14 protein-coding genes are annotated in these 18,767 nt (G+C 64.0%); 9 read left to right on the forward strand and 5 right to left on the reverse strand.

Annotated elements, in window-relative coordinates:
• Nucleotides 1–15 precede the first annotated feature (15 nt).
• Nucleotides 16–411 (reverse strand): c-type cytochrome, encoded by a 396-nt coding sequence (locus LR948_RS13615; RefSeq protein WP_232754623.1) that lies wholly within the window; start codon nt 409–411, stop codon nt 16–18.
• A gap of 235 nt (nt 412–646) precedes the next feature.
• Between LR948_RS13615 and LR948_RS13620 the strand changes: the two genes are divergently transcribed.
• Nucleotides 647–1,063, forward strand: a complete 417-nt coding sequence (locus tag LR948_RS13620) for a helix-turn-helix transcriptional regulator (RefSeq protein ID WP_232754624.1) — start codon at nt 647–649, stop codon at nt 1,061–1,063.
• 393 nt (nt 1,064–1,456) lie between these two features.
• On the opposite strand, the gene LR948_RS13625 is transcribed toward LR948_RS13620, so the two are convergent.
• Together LR948_RS13625 and LR948_RS13630 are read right to left on the reverse strand one after the other, a co-directional pair.
• Nucleotides 1,457–1,762, reverse strand: a complete 306-nt coding sequence (locus LR948_RS13625; protein WP_232754625.1) for a methyltransferase — start codon at nt 1,760–1,762, stop codon at nt 1,457–1,459.
• A gap of 178 nt (nt 1,763–1,940) precedes the next feature.
• The gene (locus LR948_RS13630) at nt 1,941–2,876 is read right to left on the reverse strand and encodes a cation diffusion facilitator family transporter (RefSeq protein ID WP_232754626.1); all 936 of its coding nucleotides are present in this window, start codon (nt 2,874–2,876) and stop codon (nt 1,941–1,943) included.
• 71 nt (nt 2,877–2,947) lie between these two features.
• On the opposite strand from LR948_RS13630, the gene LR948_RS13635 reads away from it, so the two are divergent.
• Nucleotides 2,948–3,376, forward strand: a complete 429-nt coding sequence (locus LR948_RS13635; protein WP_232754627.1) for a helix-turn-helix domain-containing protein — start codon at nt 2,948–2,950, stop codon at nt 3,374–3,376.
• Nucleotides 3,377–4,104: 728 nt separating this feature from the next.
• Nucleotides 4,105–5,361, forward strand: a complete 1,257-nt coding sequence (locus LR948_RS13640) for a hypothetical protein (RefSeq protein ID WP_232754628.1) — start codon at nt 4,105–4,107, stop codon at nt 5,359–5,361.
• Nucleotides 5,362–6,759: 1,398 nt separating this feature from the next.
• On the opposite strand, the gene LR948_RS13645 is transcribed toward LR948_RS13640, so the two are convergent.
• Nucleotides 6,760–7,449 (reverse strand): hypothetical protein, encoded by a 690-nt coding sequence (locus LR948_RS13645; RefSeq protein ID WP_232754629.1) that lies wholly within the window; start codon nt 7,447–7,449, stop codon nt 6,760–6,762.
• A gap of 233 nt (nt 7,450–7,682) precedes the next feature.
• Here LR948_RS13645 and LR948_RS13650 point away from each other — a divergent pair, with 233 nt between their 5' ends.
• The 6 genes from LR948_RS13650 (at nt 7,683) to dctP (ending at nt 15,451) form a co-directional block, all read left to right on the forward strand.
• A complete protein-coding gene (locus LR948_RS13650; RefSeq protein WP_232754630.1) occupies nt 7,683–8,633 on the forward strand; it encodes a site-specific integrase in 951 nt (316 codons plus the stop codon).
• Between the two features lie 93 nt (nt 8,634–8,726).
• The gene (locus LR948_RS13655; RefSeq protein ID WP_232754631.1) at nt 8,727–9,212 is read left to right on the forward strand and encodes a flavodoxin family protein; all 486 of its coding nucleotides are present in this window, start codon (nt 8,727–8,729) and stop codon (nt 9,210–9,212) included.
• Between the two features lie 402 nt (nt 9,213–9,614).
• On the forward strand, nt 9,615–12,158 hold the full coding sequence (locus tag LR948_RS13660; RefSeq protein ID WP_232754632.1) for an AMP-binding protein: 2,544 nt from the start codon (nt 9,615–9,617) through the stop codon (nt 12,156–12,158).
• Nucleotides 12,159–12,507: 349 nt separating this feature from the next.
• On the forward strand, nt 12,508–13,011 hold the full coding sequence (locus LR948_RS13665; RefSeq protein WP_232754633.1) for a TRAP transporter small permease subunit: 504 nt from the start codon (nt 12,508–12,510) through the stop codon (nt 13,009–13,011).
• A complete protein-coding gene (locus LR948_RS13670; RefSeq protein ID WP_232754634.1) occupies nt 13,001–14,326 on the forward strand; it encodes a TRAP transporter large permease subunit in 1,326 nt (441 codons plus the stop codon). The genes LR948_RS13665 and LR948_RS13670 overlap by 11 nt, the downstream gene beginning before the upstream one ends.
• Before the next feature lie 30 nt (nt 14,327–14,356).
• Nucleotides 14,357–15,451, forward strand: coding sequence for a TRAP transporter substrate-binding protein DctP (dctP, locus tag LR948_RS13675; protein WP_232754635.1), 1,095 nt, complete (start codon nt 14,357–14,359; stop codon nt 15,449–15,451).
• Between the two features lie 870 nt (nt 15,452–16,321).
• On the opposite strand, the gene LR948_RS13680 is transcribed toward dctP, so the two are convergent.
• Nucleotides 16,322–17,704: an MFS transporter gene (locus LR948_RS13680; RefSeq protein ID WP_232754636.1), complete on the reverse strand. Its 1,383-nt coding sequence runs from the start codon at nt 17,702–17,704 to the stop codon at nt 16,322–16,324.
• Nucleotides 17,705–18,767 lie beyond the last annotated feature (1,063 nt).

Genomic DNA, 18,767 nt, shown 5'->3' on the forward strand with positions numbered 1-18,767 from the left:
CGGCGGGTCCGCATCTCACTCGAAGGCGGTGGTCACATAGACCGCGATGTTGAGGATCTCCTCGTCCGACAGCTCCTTTGCATGCGGGATCATGAGCATCGAGTTCGGGCCGATCTTCTCGCCCGAGCGATAGGTTTCGAGCCGATCGACCAGATAGGCGACCTCCTTGTCCGACAGGCGCGGATAGCTCGCAACGCCCTGGGCCTTGGGGCCGTGGCAGTTGCGGCAGACCGCCTGGTAGGCCTTCTCGCCCTGGGCGGTATCGGCTTCGGAGACGTCGATGTCCCGAATTTCGGCGGTCTCCGCGCCGGCGGCTGCGCCTTCCGCCCCGGCGGTGTCGGATGTGTCGCCGGCCTGCGCCGCGCCCCCGCCGAAGGCGGCGAGCGCCGCTAGAAGCAGTGGTAGTCTCATGGGGTCCTCCTCCTGATTTGGCCCCACCGAGCCGGCGCCTTGTCGGGGTCCGGACCTGGGCGGGCCGCTCAAGGAATTAGTGCTACGCATTCGGCCACACCGTTCAAGCCGCTTCTGCCCGACCGGCCGACCGCCAAGGTCGACCGGCCGAAGACCTCTCATCGGGATGCGCCCGAGAAGGACTTCACAGCGCCTCATAAAATCAAGCATCAAGATACCAGCTTCAGAGGATCACATGACCAACAGCCCAACCGCCCGCCTGATCGCAGAAGCCGTCGATGCTTCGGGGAAAACCCAGCGCGAGATCGCAGAAGAAGTCGGCTTCCCTCGACAGAATGTCATCAGCATGCTGCGCTCAGGCGAAATGCGCCTGCCCGTCGATCGCGCCCCTGCCCTCGCCCGTGTGCTTGGGATTGATGAGAAGCTCCTGATCAGCACCGCGATGACGGAATACATGCCTGAGACTTGGAATGCGCTCACAGGCGCAGGCTCAGCCTTTCCCGAAATCCAGATTAACGTGAAGGGCCCCGCGCCCGTGATGGAGCGGTTCAAGGCGATCTGCGCGGCCGAGCGGCGCACGTATGCCGGCATGCTAGAACGGTTGATGTCCGGGTATGATCCTGAATTGGATAAGCTTCTGGATGAGATCTGACGCTACTGAGCTTGCGCGGGGGAGGCACATCGCCTTCCCCGCGCCTTTTCTGAGCAGCCTGACAAGGCTCCACATAATAGGCACCACGCTCAGCATACTCCTCGAAAGCCCATCAATAGAAATTACTTTCCGAGCGGCATTCTGAGAGCAGCGCAATCCGCGCGCCTTTCCTGGGCTGAGGCATCATACGCGTGCTAGTTGTTACCTGTGTGGAGCTGGTGCTTTGAGCGGACAGCCGTCCTTCGCTGCGATCTGAACCAAAGACCGCTCCGCGGACAAAACTGCCGTCGGTGCAACGTCAGCTTTCGGTGTCAATCATAGCACGCCATATAAGTGTGGAACGCGGTTGAGGGATCGCCGGTATGGCTTCCCGTAGATCTTTTCCATCCACCGCTATTCTGCGAACGGAGTGAGCGCAAAGCCGACCACGCCGCCCATCGCGATGATCCATACGGCGGGAGAAGCGGACAGGATTGCCCACCCGACCAGGATACCCATATCAGCCACGTATTGCGGATTGCGCACCCAGCGGTAGAAGCCGTCGGTTTTCAGCTCGGCTTCTGCGCCGCTGGTTGCATCGAGGCCAATGCCCAAGGCCGCAGGCCAGACCTCGGCGTTACCTGCCAGGAGCAGCGGCCGGCAAATGCCCCATCGAAGCCAATGCGGCCAATCCAAGACATTCCAGTCGCCGCAGCCCACGACAATAGCGCCTCCGAAAACCGCAAGGGGCGGGGACCAGACCATGAACTGCCTGAGCCAGTTCACCCGTTGTGATGGCCAGAGACGGCGAGACGGAATATGATCGACCAGACCAGCATTGCGATCAGAACGGTTTCACAGAAAAGCGCGACGGCCAGCGCAACGGACGCAAAGTCGCTCATCCGTGCCGCTCCTCGCCATGTCCACGCCCGCCGAACTCGGACGGGTCATCGCACGTGTGGCGCGCGCATTCCAGTTCCAGCGTCGTATGCTCGATGTCAAATCTCTCGAACAGTGCGGCCTTGATCCGCTCCTTGACAGCGTCGGCGTCGGACCAACGGCCCTCGGATATGACGACATGCGCGTCCAGTGCAGTTCGGTGTTCGTCCATCTGCCAGAAATGCGTGTGGTGGATGCCGGTCACGCCGTCGATCCCGCGCACTGTATCCAGAACCGCATCCGTCTCGGTCTCGGGGGGCGAACCGAGCATCAGAATGCGGATCACCGGGCCGATCCCGCGAAACGATTGCCACAAGATGTAGCCCGCGATCAGGATGGTCACGAGCGGGTCGATCAGCCGCCAGTCGTAGAGCAGGATCAGCGTGCCCGCAACGATCACGGCGAGCGAGCCGAGCGCGTCGGCCACGTTGTGCAGGAACGCCGCGCGAATGTTCACGCTGGATCTGGACATGGCATAGGTCAGCGCGGCCGTCACCGCGTCCACGACCAGCGCGACCCCCGCGATGATGACGATCAACCAGCCCTCGACCGGCTGCGGATGGGCAAAGCGCACCGCCGCTTCGTAGAGCAGGACGAGACCGATCACGATGAGCGTGGTGTAGTTGATGAGCGCGGCGACCACCTCGACCCGACCGTAGCCGAACGTCATGTCAGCATCGCGGGGTCGCCGCGCGATCTTGCGCGCCGCGAAGGCGATGATCAGCGAGATCGCATCGGAGAAGTTGTGCAGCGCGTCCGCGATCAGAGCGAGTGAGCCGGAGGCGATGCCGCCGAGAATTTGCGCGACCGTCAGACCAATGTTGACCGCAATGGCGGCGAAAACCCTGCGGTCGCCAGCCTCGGGATTGACGTGATGATGATGGCCGTGACCCATGACGGCTCCTTTCGACTCGTATCGTTTCAGGGTAGATACGATCTACAGCGACTGTAGGTTCAAGAGGCGACATGAAGGAATATTCCATCGGGCAGATGTCGCGCCGGACGGGCGTGAAAGTGACGACGATCCGCTACTACGAAAGCCGGGGCCTGATCCCTTCGCCCGCGCGGACCGAGGGCGGGCAACGCCGCTATGATGACGCGGCACTCGAACGGCTCACGTTCCTACGTCACGCGCGGGAACTGGGCTTTGGTCTCGATGATATCGCCGATCTGATGGCCCTTGCCGAAGCTCCGTCGGAGGACTGCACGCCCGCCCACGAGATCGCACGGAAGCAACTTGCGGCGGTTGACCGGCGTATGAAAATTCTCGCGCAGCTTCGGGAAGAACTGGGACGAATGGCCGATGCAGATGATCCGGGCCAATCCGGAAAATGTCGTGTAATCGAAGTTCTGGGGGATCACCGACTCTGTATTGGTGCGCATACTACGCCATGAGCAGGACGGTGTCTGCTCACGGGTATGCAGACGAATGTCCGTAACCAAACGTTTGCTGCGCTCTGACGAAGGAGCAGGTAGGGCTCGAAGCTGGCGTTCGCTACACCAGCGCGTGAACGTCGGGTCCGGGCCGAAATTGCAATCGTGCGAAGCCAGGACTCCAAGGTTTCGATGCTACTGCTGGTGTGCAACCGAAGTGGCCCTTAAGGCAAGCCCATCCTCACCTAGGACTTCCTGTTTTAGGCTCCGCGGCCCTGTTTCCTTCCCGTCTCCGTAGACAGCGCATTTCACACCGTGCAGGGTGACCAGCGGGTCGTCGCAGCTTCGCCTCCCCCCCCCCAACCAAGTGGATAGTCTCTCAGCCCCGCGTGGCGCAGGTCAGCGCTGTTGCCAAGGCTCTGGTGCAACTTGATCAAGCTAGAGCAATGCGAGGCGGACCAAGCATCACCAGCCGATCTTGCGCTTCACGGGCTAAGCAGCTTGCATGACCGGAGGCAACCAGACCACAATGCCGCTGAGGCGCTGTCAAAGCTTCACTGAATGCGACGACCGGCAACCAGCGCGGTGTTGTCCGCCCGGAGCGAAAAAAGCACTCAGTGAAGCTTTCTACGTGATTGACGTTTCAGCAAGGCATTCTCTACCACCCGCGAGAGAGACGAAGAAAGCTACTAAGCCTCGTGTAGCGGCCGCGTCAGATTATCTGTCCCATACGCAGGTCAGGAGAAAAGATGAAGCCCGACTTCGACATACCGATCGAGACTAACGTGCGACGCGATGTCGACAGACTCGCGGCGGACGAGCTCCAGCTCCACTATTTACTTGTAGATGCGTCTGGCAGGCAAACGGTCACCAAGGGCCGTCTTCTCGCACTGCCGATGATCGATCTCAACCAATACCGGTGCCGGGCAGTGTTCGATTGGATCGAATTCAAGGTGACCTTGGGACGCGAGCTCTACGCCGTCCACGTCGGGAACAGCTTGAACGGCGCAATCAACGAGCCCAAGCTTGGCAAGGCTTACGTTTACGGACCCAACCTCGAACGACATCATAGTGGGAATACTTTCAGGATCCGGATGTTCGACCCGAGCAGTCGGCGCATGAATGCCGCGCTGCAGCATCTGAGGTGGAAATACGGGTCGAGAACAGCATCGCTACGTCTGGGACATAAGATCACAGGAGTCGAAATCTCTATCGATTTTTACCCGATCCCGACCCATGCCGAGACAGACGATGGTATGCTGTTGCTTCGAGCGCAGGCATCAGAGTTACTCAGGAAGCACTTCCGGCTCGACCCCTCGTTCCGCACGAGGGGAGATTTCGATCATTTCGACGAAATGCCCCGATACAGAGATGACGTGGGCACGAAGAAGATGGTTTCCGCTCCGCCCGGCTTGATCCCCGAAAATCTCAAAGAGTTCCCGAAGGCCCTGCTCGGTGCAGATCGCGTGAAGATGCACCGAAAGCCGCCGTTAGACTCAACAGTCTACGTCGGAGCCAAGACAGTAAAAAGCGTGCAAAGACCGATCTTGTTCCGACTGCAAGACAAAGTTGCAGATCAGCGGGGAGTGGGTGACGACAACTTCATCGCTCTTGAACTGAGGGACCGGCGCTCTCGGATCGAGATCTGTCTGCTTGACGTTCCCGATTACGACACGATGAAAGATTTCGGCATCCAAACGATGGATGACCTCACTAACAAAGACTGGGGGAAGCTGCGCAAGAAGTTCTTCAACTTCCAGTTCCCGACGCTTGCCATGGAAGATGACGGAACCGCAAACGGCGACGAGCTCGAGATCTTCAAGAGAACCGGCGTAATCGGACTGGACCTTCACCACCGCAGCGTCATCGAGAAGACGAGAGCAAACTGGGATCGCCAGAACGGACATCGTCCTAGAAAGATGCGGGAGAACGGGCACTGCCGTGCCTTCTCGGAACTCAACCAGAAGATCACGAGAGCGATGGAGAAGCTGGGTGCCAGCCTCTAAGGATTGATGCCCACGTATTACAGCGCGATGCAATTCGCCCTCCCCGTCTATGGTCTCTGAAATAGGCTGGCGCCCGTTTCGACCGAACACTTGGGCATAGCCACGGAAGCTCGAGCACATGTCTGAGCGCGCGCCTATGCCTGAGATTGGGATCTTCACTGAAGGAGGCTGCGCACGCGACGTGTTCGCGAGCAAGAGATACGGGTCGATGAAGTGACGCAGGAGGATGGTGCCAGCATCTTGATGGTTGCTCGCTGGAGTGGCGTTCTGCCGACCCGGTGGTATCGTTGGTGCCGTCTGATGTCGGATGGAGGAACAATAGAGGTGTCGGAGGATGACGAGGTGACCGGTAATCGCACCGTCCGGCAGGTGGAGGAACGCGGCAGCGAACTCGAGCGGCAGCCTGGCCGCACTACAATGAGGGTCGGTTCTTCTTGAAGTTGCCGGACAAGACGCTCCAAGAGACCGGGCGTGGCGTGCGCAGTGGCAGCTGAAGGTCGGTTCCCGAAGAGGTTCGTGGCTGAGACCCTCGGCGACTTCCATCGAACCTGCATCCTCAGTCAAACGGGAACACGAAGCCGCGTTGGCGATGCCACAAGGTGCAACACGCGGCTCTCCTTCCGTTGATCGATACGCCGGTCGCGAAGCGTCCGACCTAGGGCTACTACCGGATCACGGTAATGCTAAGCCGGCGCCTTGGAGCTACAGGTGCTGCGCCCGTGAACCACAAGCGCGTCTATCGCATCATGATGGCTCGCAATCTCCTGCTGACGGGCAGATGCACCGAACGTCCAGACTTGGCCCACGAGAGGAAGTTGATCACGCGACGCTTGAACGTCCCCCGACATTCCAACGGCTTCAAGTTCGCATGGTGGAGAGAGGAAATCACCCCCCTGCATACGTCCCTTAACTCAGTTAATAGGAGAGCACGTTTGGGATCTCTGCCGCGCAGGCTCACACGAGGACTTGGTCCTTGCAAGGAAGGGTTACCCCGCACGGTTCGGTCAGGAGACGGTAGTAGCGCAGACTAATCGGGCCGTGAAAAAAAGTGGCGGAGCTTCCTGTCGGCGAACTGTGCGAGGACACCGTTCGAAGGCCTTGCAGGCACTTCCCGCCGCGGCAAAGAGCTGTGAGCATCGCGACGCGTCCAAGGACAGCCGGCACGACGTGAGCGTTTAAAACAGCGACGCGTTCGGGCCCAACCACTCCTTGGACCAGCATGGCTCCCGAATTGAGCTATCAGTCAAGGGCGCAAGCAAGCATGAAGTCAATCGCCCGCCCTCTAATGCGATGCTCGCCAGGGCGGCAGGCAGCTTCACTGGCTGGCTCGGTGAGATTTGTGAAGTCGTGGTGTGCGCGATTACTCTCGGAGCGCGCCTGTGCGCAGCATAGCCAGCCTTAGGGACTGGTGCGCTTTAGGGCTCGTGATACCGTATCCGCTCTCCAGAGATTGCCACGTGTCGTTCGTAGTCCATCCGCGTTGGCGCGTTCGGCTAGCTTGGCGAGCGTCACGGTCTGACCTCCTGCCTCGAGAGTGCTCTTCAGTCGCTTCAATGGCTGCGCTGCTTCATCGGCGGCCTTACCGCGTGATTTCGCAGATGCAGCATTCGCCGCCTCTGTCTGCCTATCTTCTGACGATCGACGCTTCCGTTTCGGAGCATTACCCACAATGACGAAGCGCGGGTTCAACTGACGAGAAACGAGAGTCGAGACTGCACGCGAAGACAAGCCGCCCAGGTTCATCTTCTGGCGGATGCCGATGATATTCTCTGCGTGCGGTTCGAGCTCAAGATAAAGCTCTTTTGCAGCTTGAACGCTGCCACATGGGCGGAACAGACGACTGAGATCATCCAGCATGACACTGCTGCCTTCTTCCAGTAGATCCTGCAAATTTGGAAGATCACCCAAGCCGCCTATCCTGCGCGCGTAGTCAGATCTGAAATCGATACTCGCCTTACCGTCATTTGCCGCTTCCCAAGCTTTGAGGTTAGCTATCTGCTGACGTATGGCAGGATGATCAAAACTGAGCTTACGCACACCGTGGGTCGCAAGCAGGTATCCAACGAAGTGCTTTCTCAACTGCGTCATTGCATTTGCGTATCTACTACATGGGCTAATTGCAATATCCAGCTTCCAGCCGGACTAAAACCCCTAAAGCGAACATGCGATTCAGATACGGGATACGTATGGGAACCGTTGGGGTTGACGTCAGACTCATGGGCGACGCACAGAAATATTTTTCAGAATTTACAGGACATTGAGCCCGACGGACGTGTTTCCCGATGCTATAATAGTCGAGCAAGCAACAACAAGAGGTGCCCATGCCCCGCATCGAGAATCCTACCATCGCTGACGCCTGTGACACCTGGCTCAAGACCTGCAAGCGCAACCAGCTCGAAGCCGCGACGCTGAAGGCGTATCGCAGCCACGCCAAGGTCCACATCGAGCCACGGATAGCTGAGAAACTGGTCGCGGATCTCACACGCGGCGATGTGCGGGATTTCATGGACGAGATGCTCGATGATGGCTTGTCGCAAGCGATCGTAAAAAAGGTCATGGTCAGTTTGCGGGCGATCTTGTCGGAGGCTGTCGAGCGGGAATGGGTCGATCACAATGTCGCCGCCGAGGTGAAGATGAAGCGGCGGCGCAGGACAGATCAGGATGAACGCATCATCCCCACGAAGGACGAGATCCGGCTCATCCTCAACAACGCCCCTGCTTCGCATCGCGCGATGTTCGTCACTGCGATTTTCACGGGCATGCGCATCTCAGAACTTCGCGGCCTGACTTGGGATCATGTCGATTTCGGACGTGGTCTCATTCTTGTGCGGCAGCGAGCCGACGAGAGCGGGCAGATCGGCAAACCCAAGAGTCAGGCTGGATACCGCGACATACCGATGACCCCGCTCGTTCGGGGAACACTGGAAGAATGGCATTCGACAGTTCCGGCGGCGGCGCAGCGGCTCGTCTTCCCTAATGGTGCCGGCAAGGTTCAGAACTACGCCAACATCTACAATCGAGTTTTCAAGCCGATGTTGATCGCGAACGGCATCGTGGGCGAAGACGGCACCGCGAAGTTCGGCATTCACGCGCTGCGGCACGCGGCGGCATCGCTCTTCATCGAGCAGGGCTGGAACCCCAAAAAGATCCAGACGCTACTGGGGCACGCATCGATCAACATGACGATGGATGTCTATGGCCATCTTTTTGAGAATGCAGAAGAAGACGTCGCAATGTTCGAGAAACTCGAGACTGATCTTCTGGCGGCGTGAGCAACGCTCAAGTCTTGGCCGACGGTTGGCACGCGAACACGCAAGCTTAAGCGCCTCATTTGACACGACCGAAGCTTGGATTAACGTGCGGACATGACTGAACTTCTTGTGGTGTATCACTCGAAAACCGGTGGAAGTCGACAGATGGCGGAAGCCGCCGCGACCTCGGCGAGAGATGAGGTCAAAACGGTCGTGAAGACTGCCCATGACGCGAGACCCGACGATTTACTCGCCTCCGACGGCTACATCTTCTGTGCACCCGAGAACTTGGCAGCGATCGCCGGGGTCATGAAAGACTTCTTCGACCGCTGCTACTACCCGCTCCTGGGAAAGATCGAGGGACGCCCCTACGCACAAATGGTTTGCGCCGGTTCAGACGGTGAAAACGCCGCGCGACAAACCGCCCGGATCGCGACAGGGTGGCGCCTAAAAGAAGTGCAAGCTCCGCTCATCATCTGCACCCACGCACAAACTCCTGAGCAGATCTTGGCAGAGAAGACCATCTCGGACGAAGATCTAGCGCGTTGTCGCGAACTCGGCTCAGCCATGGGCGCCGGGCTTGCTATGAAGGTGTTTTGAGCTGCAGGAAGCGTGTTGGCTGTTCCGCAGAAGCCCGGACCGACGCCTCCTTCGATGCTCGCTGCCGCTTGCAGAGGACCACCCAAAGTCCCGTGCAGATCTCAATGCCCAGCCTGCCCCTCCTTGGCTCAGGACAGGATTGAAAATCCTCGTGTCGGTGGTTCGATTCCGCCCCCGGGCACCATTTTTCCTACAGCAGAAAAACTTAGCGCAGCGCCGCCCGACGTGCGTCCTGCGCGGCTCGATCAGCCGCTCGCCGCCCCCCTCCTTTGCACAGCATCTCACCACCCAAAGCGCTTGCGCCCCCCCACCTGCCCCTCTCTCCCCCGACCCCAATACTTGACTAAAACACTCTGACGCCGTAGCGGGCGGCGCAACCGATCCTGTTGCGAAGGCCGCCCGATGTTCTACGACCCCGACGCCCTTGCCGCGCATGGCGCGCGGACGGCGCTGATCGCCGGTGACGGCGCCATGAGCTACGCCGAGCTCAATGCCGCCGCGGGGCGCTTTGCGGCGCGGCTGCCGAAGGGGCGCGGGCTGGTGGCTGTCGAGATGACCGCCACGAAGGAGTGCATCGCGGGGTATCTCGGGGCGCTCCAGGCGGGGCATGCGGTGTTGCCGCTGCCGGCGGGGGAGCGCGAACAGGCGACCGCGCTCGAGGCGCGGTTCCGGCCGGTCGCCTCCTGGCGGCGAAGCGGCGGGCGAATGCGGCTGCTGACGCATGCCATCCCCGTCGAGCCGCACGAGGAGCTGGCGCTGGTGCTGATGACCTCGGGCTCGACCGGCCAGGGGCGCGGGGTGCGGCTGTCGCGCGGGGCGCTCGCGGCCAATGCGGAGGCCATCGCCCAATACCTGCAGATCACGCCCGAGGACCGCGCCGCGCTTGTCCTGCCCTTGCATTATTCCTACGGGCTCTCGGTCCTGCATTCGCACCTGGCGCGCGGCGCGAGCCTCTGGCTCTCCGAGACGCCGATGCTCGACCCGGGCTTCCTGCCCGCGCTCGAGGCGGCGGAGGCCACCAACCTCGCCGGGGTGCCGCACAGCTTTCGGCTGCTCGAGGCGGCGCTGGAGGGCGGCGCCCTGCCCGGCACGCTCTCCTGCCTGACCGTCGCGGGCGGGGCCATGCCGCCGGGCGAGGTCAGCCGCTGGCAGGCCCGCATGGCGGCGCGCGGCGGGCGCTTCGTGGTCATGTATGGCCAGACCGAGGCCACCGCGCGCATCGCCTATCTGCCGCATGAGGCCGCGGCCGAGGCACCCGAAGCCATCGGCCAGGCGATCCCCGGCGGCGCGCTGTCGCTCCGGGACGAGACCGGACAGGAGACCGAGGCGCCCGGCGCCGAGGGCGAGCTGATCTACCGCGGGCCCAACGTGATGATGGGCTACGCCGAACGCGCCGAGGACCTGAAGCGCGGGGCCGAGACCGAGGCGCTTGCGACCGGCGACATGGCCCGGCGCGGCACCGACGGCCTCTACCGGATCACCGGGCGGCGCAGCCGGATGTCGAAGATCGCGGGGCTGCGCATCGGCCATGACGCGCTGGAACAGGCGCTGGTCGCGCGCGGGCACGAGGCCGCGGTCTGGGGCGACGACGCCCAGATCTGGGTCGCGGCCCCGGCCCCGGACGAGGAGCTGCGCGCCGAGGTGGCAGCACTGGCGGGCATCGGCGCGCAGCATGTGGCGCTTCTGGACTGCCCCGAGCTGCCCCGCCGCGCCAACGGCAAGATCGACTATCCCGCGCTGAAAGCGCAGGCCCGCCCGGCGCCCCGGGGCGGCGACCTGCTGGCGCTCTTCGAACGCAGCTTCCCGAACCGCAACATCCGGCGCAGCGATAGCTTCCACAGCCTCGGCGGCGACTCGCTGCGCCACGTCGAGCTCTCCCTGGCGCTCGACACGCATTTCGGCGGGCTGCCCGAGAACTGGGAGCGCCGGCCCATCGCCGAGCTCGAGGGCGCGCGCTCGGCCAAGGGCAGCTCGGTGCCCATGCCGCTTCTGGCGCGGGCGCTGGCAATCCTCGCGGTGGTCGTGGCGCATCAGACCTTCTGGCCGGTCTACGGCGGGGCAGCGGCGATGATCGTGCTCCTGGGCATGTCGGTGGCCGAGCACCGCGCGGGCGCGCTGGCGCGGCGCGACGTGACGGGCTTTCTCGCGCCGCTCTCGCGCGTGCTGATCCCCTATTTCCTGGTGCTCGCGGGCTTTGCGCTGGCCTGGCAGCAGGTGCCCTGGGCCTCGGTGGCGCTGATCGGCAATTTCGCCGTCACCGTGCCCGAGACCGGGCTGATGCTGCCCTATCTCTACTGGTTCGTCGAAGCCTATGTGCAGATGTGCCTGCTGCTGGTGCTGCTCTTCTGGCCCGCACCGATGCGGCGCTGGCTCTCGCGCTCGCTGTTCGGCACCGGCCTGGCGCTTCTGGCGCTGGGGGTGGCGCTGCGCATCACCCTGCCCGAGGTCTGGCCCCTGCCCGCCGGGCGCTCGCAGTTCTCGGTGCCTTGGGTCTTCTACCTCTTCGCGCTTGGCTGGTGCATCGCGGCGGCGGAGAGCCTGCCCCGGCGTCTCCTGGTCCTGGGCGCGGCGGCGGTGATCCTGCCCATGGCTGCCTGGCTCGGGGGGAACTGGTATGGCTCCTGGTCGAAATACCTCGGCCTCCTCGGGCTGACGGGGCTGCTGCTTTTCGTGACCAGCGTGCCGCTGCCCCGGATGGGCGTGCGCGGGGTGATGCTGCTCGCGCAGGGGGCTTTCCCGATCTACCTGCTGCACCGGCTGGTGCCCGAGGTGCTGATGCCGCCCTTGGCGCCTTACCTGTCCAAGGAGGTCTTCGACCTTCTGGCGGTCCTCGGCGGGGTGGCGCTGGGGCTTGTCGCGGCGCAGGCCCTGAGCTGGGCAACGCGCCGGGTGACGGGCTGGTCGCTCTACCGGAGGGAGAGCGGGCCTGTGACGCAGGGCGGCTGATCCTGTGCGCTAGAGGTTGGGCGACGGGGGCCGATCGGGAGGCCTGCGCCCGGCTGGTTCGGCACCTCGCGCGGCCCTACAATGCACTGCTATGGGCGCGTCTGGCGCCGCTCCAAGCGGATCGCGCGGGCCCCCGCCCACCGGCCAAACCGCCGCCTCACCAAGCCCCGCACCCCCGCGCCAACCTTCCCTCACCGGAAGCTCCCAAGCGCCTCACGCAAAGCGCGAGCACGGGGAAATCAACCCCGGAAATTCGCAAACCTGACCTCGCGTAATCCTTTAGACACATCGAGTTGCACGCCGTTCTTATTGCTGACAGCTTGCGCGCAATTTCAAGGAGGAGACCCCAGTGCGACGGGCCATCGACGCGCTCAACGAAGCCGTGGGCCGGGTCATCGCGACCCTGGCCATCGTCTTTGCCGGCATCATCATCTTCGACGTGGTGATGCGCTACGCCTTCAACGACCCGACCCGCTGGGCCTTCGACGTCTCGAAGCAGGTCTACGGGTTCTATTTCATCCTGCTGGGCGGCTATGCGCTGCGCCACCAGGCGCATGTGCGGGTCGACCTTCTGACCGAGCGCTTCGGGCCGCGGCTCGCCAAGGTTGTGGACCTGGCGGGCTATGCGATCTTCTTTTTCCCCTTCACCTGGGTCTTCACCACCCGCGCCTATGACTTCGCCATGACCTCCTGGGCGCAGCGCGAGGTGACCTATGGCGCCGTGGCGGTGCCGGTCTACCCGCTGAAGGCGGCGCTCTGCCTCGGGGCGGCGCTTTTGATGATCCAGGGGGTGAGCGAAGTGCTGAAAATCGTGCTCGGAGACCGCAAGGAGGAGCTGACCGATGGGCGGTGAGACGATTGCAGTGGTGATGTTCGGGCTCCTGGTGCTGGGCCTGATGATGGGCCACCCGCTGGCCTTCGTCCTGGGCGGCACCGCGGTCCTGGGCGCGGTGATCGCCGGCAAGACCATGGTGCTGGGCATCGTGATCAACCGGATCTTCGGCGATGTGCTCGACAATTACACCCTGATCGCCATCCCGCTGTTCGTGTTGATGGCGCAGTTCCTGTCGAACTCGGGCGTGACCGACAAGATGTTCGAGAGCCTGCGGCTCCTGATGTCGAACGTCCGCGGCGGGCTGGCGCTGGCGGTGGTCTTCATCTCGATCCTGCTGGCCGCGACCACCGGCATCATCGGCGCCTCGATCACCGTCATGGGGGTCATGGCGCTGCGCCCGATGCTGTCGAACGGCTATTCCCCGACGCTGACGACCGGCGTAATCGCCGCCTCGGGCTGCCTCGGCATCCTCATTCCGCCGTCGATCATGCTGATCCTCATGGCCAGCTATTCGCCGCTTTCGGTGGGCGAGCTTTTCGCTGGCGCGATGATCCCGGGCGTGGCGCTCGGCATCCTTTACGCCGCCTGGGTGGCGATCCTGGCGATCATGCGCCCGGACATGGCGCCCTCGGTGCATCCCGACGACATGCCGCCGCGCCGCGACCTCTACCTGATGCTCGCCAAGGAGGCGCTGCCGCCGCTCCTCTTGATCTTCGGCATCCTGGGCTCGCTCCTGGCCGGGATCGCCACGGCGACCGAGGCCTCGGCCATCGGCGCGGCGCTGGCGCTCTGCATCGTGATCGCGCGCGGCCGCTTCAGCCTGCCCTCCTTCTACGAGGCGCTGCGCGAGACCGGCAAGACCAGCGCGATGATCCTCTTCATCGTGGTCGGCGCCACGGCCTTTACCGGGGTCTTCAACATCACCGGCGGGCTGCGCGCCACGCAGGAGCTGATCCGCAACCTCGACATGGCGCCCTGGATGCTGCTGACGGTGATGATGCTGATCGTCTTCGTGCTGGGCGCCTTCCTCGACTGGACCGGCATCGTGCTTCTGAGCTTCCCGATCTTCCTGCCCATCGTGCAGGAGATGGAGGGCGTGAACCTCTTGTGGTTCGTGGTGCTCATGGCGGTGGTGCTGCAGACGAGCTTTCTCACCCCACCCTTCGGCTATGCGCTCTTCTACCTGCGCGCCATCGCCCCGAAGGAGGTCCGCACCTCGCATATCATCAAGGGCGTGCTGCCGTTCATCGGCCTGATCGTCCTGATGTGCCTGGTGGTCGCCCTGGTCCCCGAGACGGTGACCTGGCTGCCCCAGGTCCTCTACGGCCAATAGCCGCCAAGTCATTCACCAAGGGAGATAGAGATGACCGCCACCTTCAAGCCGCTTGCCGCCGCCACGGCGCTGGCCACCTGCTTCGGCGCCGCCGCCGAGGCCCAGGAAAGCTGGACCATGACCACCACCTGGCCCTCCTCGCTGGAGCTGATCGAGTTCGACCGGCATTTCGTCGATCTGGCCAACAAGCTGGTAGGCGACGAGCTGACCATCGAGTTCTTCGAGGGCGGCAGCCTGGTGCCCTCGGGCGAGGTCTTCAGCGCCGTGCAATCGGGCACCGTGCAGGCCGGCGCCGACTGGCCGGGCTACTGGGCCGGCCGCGACGCCGCCTTCACGCCGCTGGCGACCACGCCGTCGCTCTTCAACGCCGTCGACTACGTGAACTGGATCAACGAATGGGGCGGCGACGAGCTCTATGACGAGGTCTACGGCCAGTTTGACATGGTCTACCTGCCCTATGGCGTGACCAACAACGAGAGCGGCTTCCACACCAACAAGGAGCTGGTCACCCTCGAGGACCTGCAGGGCATGCGCCTGCGCGTCTCGGGCAACGAGCAGGGCCGCATCCTCGAGCGTCTCGGCGGCAGCCAGGTCTCCATGGCCGGCGGCGAGGTCTACCAGGCGCTCGAGCGCGGCGTGATCGACGGCGGCGAGTTCTCCACGCCCAACGTCGACTGGTCGGCGGGCTTCCAGCAGGTCACCTCGAACTGGTCGACCCCGGGCTGGCACCAGTCGGCCTCGGTCTTCGGCGTGATGATCAACAAGAGCGCCTGGGACGCGCTGAGCCCCGAGACCCAGGAGAAGCTCGAGATCGCGGCGGATGCCACGATGATGTGGTCGCTGGCCTTCACCGAGAAGCGCGCCACCGAGGCCTATGCCAAGTGGGACGAGGCGGTGCAGATCGACCGCTATTCCGACGAGGCGCTGGAAGAGGTGCAGACCGTCGCCAATGAGGTGATCGTCGAGGTCTCCTGCGAGAACCCCTCGGCCGCCAAGGTCTACCTGTCGATGGTGGAATACCTCGACAACTACAAGCAGTGGCGCGAGGCCTCGGCCCCGTTCAACCTCGGCCGGACGCCCAACGGCCCGGCGATCGAGGACCTGCAGAACTGCGCCAACGGCTGAGGCCGGTTGGCGTTGAGAGTGAGGCTGGGGCCGCCTTCGGGCGGCCCTTTGTTGTTGGGGGGGTGGTGTGGGGTGCCCTGCACCGTTGGTGCTATTTGGGCGGCGGGTGGCGCGAAGTCATCTCAGGATGCTCCGGGTTCTGGGCAGGCTGCCTGAGACCCCATCCGCGCGCGCCGTGACACCCAAGAAGGCGTCACCGCCTCCCTTTCTCTTGCCAGCTTTCCAACCCGCCCCCTCCCACCTCAACGCTCTCGCACCACAGGGCGCGCGCCGGACCGGGGGCCGGCGCTGCCGCCCTCTGAGCGAGGCGCTTTATCCCAGCAAGGTCAGGACTAAAGGCGAACTAGGCACGCCACCCCAAGGAGCGCCGGCCCAAGGGGCCGGTCCGGCGCGCGCCCGGCACCTTCGGTGCTATTCGGGCGCAAGTCGGGCGCAGCTACCTAAGGCTGGTCCGAGTTCTGCGTGGGGTTTGTGGGTCCCCATCCGCGCGGCGCAACAGCGCAGAAAGCGGCACCGCCTCCGAGGCTCTTCCCAGCCTGCCAAACCGCCCTTTTCCCGCTCAAAGCTCTCGCAACACAGGGCGCGCGCCGGACCGGGGGCCGGCGCTGCTGCCCTCTGAGCGAGGCGCTTTATCCCAGCAAGGTCATTGCTCACTGTAAGCTATGCACGCCATCCCAAGGAGCGCCGGCCCATCGGGCCGGTCCGGCGCGCGCCCGGCACCTTTGGTGCTATTCGGGCGCAAGAGGGGCTCGGATGGTCACATTGGGGCGCTGTTTTCACGGGACAGCGGCTTTGTTGGGCTCGGGGAGAGAGTGTCCGAAACCGAAGGTGGACGTTTCAGCGGAATGAGCGTGCCAACACCACTTCGGGCTAGCGGCTTTCGCCATCTTGCTTGTCCTCTTGGCTCTCCGCTGTCTCTGCGGCGTCTTCTGACCGACCATCGGACGCACCCCGCTCCTCCGCAACGCGCTCGGCCCGCTCCGCCTCCTCAGCCTCAGCCTCCGCAGCCGCCGCCGCCTCGCTCTCCTCCGCGCTCCACTCCTGCGCGGCGGTCACCGCCACGGCGGACGCCGTCGGCACGAGGTTCACGTAGTCGCCGGCCTCCTCGACCGAGGGCGCCTCGCGGCGGGTCATGCGGAAGAGGCACCAGCCCGCGATCCCCGCGAAGACCAGGCCCAGGAACAGCCAGAAGCCCTCGTTGCCAATCCACTCCATGATCTGGCCGGTCAGGAGCGGGCCCAGGACCGCGCCGAGCCCGTAGATGAACAACAGCCCCCCGGCGGCCGCGGGCATGTCCTCGAGCTCGAGATAGTCGTTGGTATAGGCCATCAGCAGCGAATAGAGCGGGCTCGCGGTCCCGCCCATGACGAAGCCCGCGACCAGGAGCCCGCCGAAGCCCGGCTGCAGCACCCAGGGCGTCAGGCAGGCCAGCGCGCCGATCGCCGAGACGCCGAGGATCATGAAGCGCCGGTCGATCCGGTCCGAGAGCCAGCCGATCGGCACCTGGAAGACGATGGAGCCGATGAAGATCATCGCGATGAAAGTGGTGACCCGCGCGGTGCTCAGCCCCGCCGCGGCGCCATAGACCGAAGCCATGCCGAGCTGCGCCGCAAAGACGCAGCCGAGAAGCAGCGTGCCCACCGTGCCGAGCGGCGACTTGCCGTAAAGCGCCCGGAGGCTCATCGGCTTGATCGCATCCGCCGCGGGCACCGGGCTCGCCGACAGAAGGATCGGCGCGAAGGAGAAGGAGACCAGGATCGAGGCCAAGACGAAGGGCGTGAAGCCATTGGCCTCGGCCACCCCCACGAGCCCCTGCGCGCCCACCATGCCCAGCGTCTGCGCCAGCATATAGGCCGAGAGCACCGTGCCCCGCGTGCGGTTCGTCGCCTTGTTGTTGAGCCAGCTCTCCGCCGAGACATAGACGCCCGAGAGGCAGAACCCCAGCGCCAGGCGGATCAGCACCCAGGCCCAGGGCTCGACCAGGAGCGGAAAGGCGATGAGCCCCGCCGACATGAAGGAGCCGAGCGCCGCGAAAACCCGCACGTGGCCGACGCGCCGGATCAGCACCGGCGCCACCCGCGAGCCCACGAGGAAGCCCAGGAAATAGGCCGAGGTGACGACGGAAAGCTGGGTGGTCGAGAAACCCTCGAGCCCGCCGCGGATGCCCATGAGCGTGCTCTGCATGCCGTTGCCGATCATGATCAGCAGGATGCCGAAGAGCAGCGCCCAGACGCCGAGAACCGTTTTCAGCATGGCAGTCCTTTCACCGGCGCGATTGGCTGACCTTCCGTTGCGCCAAGCAAAACCGAGCGTGGAGGGGGTTGCAACCAGTTCGCGCGGGCGGGGGTTGGCGAGCTTTGTGCGGCGCTCCGGCTGGTGTGCGGCGTCTCTCACCGGCGCCACGCTCTACGCCTCTCTCACTAAGCCGCACCTCTCGCCCGTAGCCCCCGGCAGCCACGCCTATCGCTCATAGCTCCCCGGCAGCCACGCCTCTCGCCCGTAGCTCCCGGGCGGCCACGCCTCTCGCTGATAGCCCCCCGCAGCCATGCCCGCGCAACGGATGCCGCCCCGCCGACACCCCGCGCACTAAAGGGCGCGCTGCGACGGCACAGAATGCCTCACCCTCTCATGCCCCTCTCCCAACCTCCTAATCCACTCCCCCGCCCCGCTCGAAACTCTCACAACAGAGGGCGCGCGCCGGACCGGGGGCCGGCGCTACCGACCTCCGAGCGAGGCGCTTTATGGCAGCAAGGTCAGGACGAGCGATGACTTAAGCGCTTCGCCCACAAGAGCGCCGGCCCAAGGGGCCGGTCCGGCGCGCGCCCGGCACCTTCGGTGCTGTTCGGGCGCAAGAAGAGAGGGCGTGGTCTCGGCTCTCTCGAACCGCACACCACGCGAGCCATCCCCAAGCCCCAGCCGCTGCGCCCCGACAAGCTCACCCTCTGCCCCGTCCACAAGCTCACCCGCGGCCCCGACCACAAGCGCATCCGCCGCCACGGCCACAATCGCACCCGCCGCCACGGCCGCAAGCGCACCCTCCGCCCAGGCCAGAAGCTCACCCTCCGCCCAGACCACTAGCGTTCCCTCCGCCCTCGCCACAGGCTCACCCGCCGCCCCGACCACAATCGCATCCGCCGCCCCACCCAAAACCTCCTCACCCCCCCCAACCCAAAAACTTCGCACTCTGCCTCAATGCCGCGCGCGGCCCTAGGCATTTGGCCAATGTTTGGGCATCCGGCCCCTCTCCCACCCCCCGAGCCCCTCGCCGCGCTGGGAATGCCGCGCGGCAAGGCGGCCTAAAAAGCGGGTCCGGGCG

It is taken from the genome of Roseivivax sp. GX 12232, from assembly GCF_021272185.1.
In the GTDB taxonomy this organism is placed as follows: Bacteria; Pseudomonadota; Alphaproteobacteria; order Rhodobacterales; family Rhodobacteraceae; genus Roseivivax.